This window comes from Thalassotalea sp. PP2-459 (genome assembly GCF_001913705.1).
Taxonomy (GTDB): Bacteria; Pseudomonadota; Gammaproteobacteria; order Enterobacterales; family Alteromonadaceae; genus Thalassotalea_C; species Thalassotalea_C hakodatensis.
The window spans coordinates 1-1560 of sequence record NZ_MKQD01000078.1 but is presented as its reverse complement, the minus strand read 5'-3'; the positions used below and the strand labels follow the sequence as shown (position 1 = coordinate 1560).

The 1560-nt window shown below is 35.1% G+C and carries 3 protein-coding genes and 1 pseudogene; all 4 read left to right on the top strand.

Going from position 1 to position 1560, the window contains the following annotated elements:
• Nucleotides 1-183: 183 nt before the first annotated feature.
• Nucleotides 184-426, top strand: a complete 243-nt coding sequence (locus BI291_RS16965) for a hypothetical protein (protein ID WP_074500430.1) — start codon at nucleotides 184-186, stop codon at nucleotides 424-426.
• A 117-nt stretch (nucleotides 427-543) separates the two neighbouring features.
• Nucleotides 544-984, top strand: coding sequence for a hypothetical protein (locus BI291_RS16960; protein ID WP_074500427.1), 441 nt, complete (start codon nucleotides 544-546; stop codon nucleotides 982-984).
• Between the two features lie 116 nt (nucleotides 985-1100).
• Entirely contained in the window at nucleotides 1101-1346 is a 246-nt protein-coding gene (locus BI291_RS16955) for a hypothetical protein (RefSeq protein ID WP_074500425.1), read from the top strand.
• Nucleotides 1347-1455: 109 nt separating this feature from the next.
• A pseudogene (locus BI291_RS18635) lies at nucleotides 1456-1560 on the top strand (transposase); the annotation flags it as partial.

Genomic DNA, 1560 nt, shown 5'->3' with positions numbered 1-1560 from the left:
TTTAGTATTTAACAAACTAATTATGGCTCTGGCTATCAGCTAATCCACGAATGATTGGAGATCAGCACTTTCGTGGGGAGTCATTATGTCTAGGTTACTAAATAAGTTTGCATCAGATTCAAACTATATTTGTATAATTACAACTATGTAAATGGACTCAAATTTTCAAATTAAGGATATATCATGAATAAAGTATTTAACTTTCAATCAATTGTTATAGCTATATTATTAATTGCTTTAGCTTCGTTGGTTTATACTAACAAACAAATATTAGAGCAAAATAACAAGTTAACTAATCAAATTTCTTCATTGAATACCAAACTTAACAAGGTCAATGTTTCAACTAATAAAATTGAACAGCGTATGGCGCAACTGGAAAATAAACTTGAACCAAAATTTCAAGATTTATTAGCCCTGAATAAGTAGTAACCTAACAAGCCAATTCAGTGCGGGACTGCTAACAGCTTGCTCGGTTCCGCTTCGCTGCACATTTTAGCAAGCTATTATCAGCCCCTGATTGGGGCGTTATATACCAAGGGAAATATGGTTCAACATTCTAACTCTGTTCAAATAATGGCTTATGTTTGTGGAGTCATACTTTTGCCTGTTTATGCACTAGGTCCTCTATCTTTGATTTACTTATCAAGCAATAGAATTGCGGATGGTGATTGGCAGACTTTAACTTTTTTATTTTTCGTATGTAGCGCTTTGGTTTATTTTTGTGGCAAATATTTTTTTCTATTGGTTCGTTTTCTTAGGAGTTTAAAGTTTAGTTTTACGTTTGATTCTAAAGGAATCGTTCTATGTAAAAACGGGCAATCATCATTCCATGCTTGGAATGATTTAAAAAACTCGAAAGAATATGCTAATTGCCAAATGTATTGTTTAATCGACTCAAATGGAGAGCACCTATTTTCTATTTGGGAGTATGCTGACAACTATCAAGAATTCCGAGATGCAGCTCTGGAGCATATCGGTATATAACAAGGCAATTATGTGTGGGACGTCTAAAGCTTGGCTGACGCTCATTCTTCGCTAATTTTAGCCAAGCTTAATACGCCCCATATTGCGGCGTTATATGTCTTCATAGGAAAGGTGAAATGGAAAATTCTGTATTAATACTTATTTTCGCTTTGGCAATTATTAATATTGCAGTTAGCATTTTTCTGTTTCGAAGGGATGATTTAGAAAAATTTCAAAAGGTTGGTCAAACTATTGTTGTTTGGTTGCTCCCTTTTGTTGGTGCTTTAATAATGTGGGTATTCAATCGTAGCCAAGAGCCACATATTGCCAAACAGAAAAAACCTTTAGGCGGAGAAGCTCCTGGCGAACATCACGTGGGCTAAGCGACATATAACAAGCCATCAAAATAAACTAGACACCCAAAATTAACTTGTAAAATTCCAGTGTTTGTCTAATCTTTGAGTCATTGTAAATCAATCGCAAGGAAGCGAAATGACTATCGTTAGAAGTCGTCAAGTATGTTTGGCGGCTACACCTTATTATCATTGTATTTCCCGTTGTGTTCGCCGTGCTTTTTTGTGTGGCAAAGATATTGTT

What these genes read in the sequence shown, in the direction of transcription:
- BI291_RS16960 (WP_074500427.1), top strand. Translation starts at nt 544, where the DNA reads ATGGTTCAACATTCTAACTCTGTTCAAATAATGGCTTATGTTTGTGGA.
- BI291_RS16965 (WP_074500430.1), top strand. Translation starts at nt 184, where the DNA reads ATGAATAAAGTATTTAACTTTCAATCAATTGTTATAGCTATATTATTA.
- BI291_RS16955 (WP_074500425.1), top strand. Translation starts at nt 1,101, where the DNA reads ATGGAAAATTCTGTATTAATACTTATTTTCGCTTTGGCAATTATTAAT.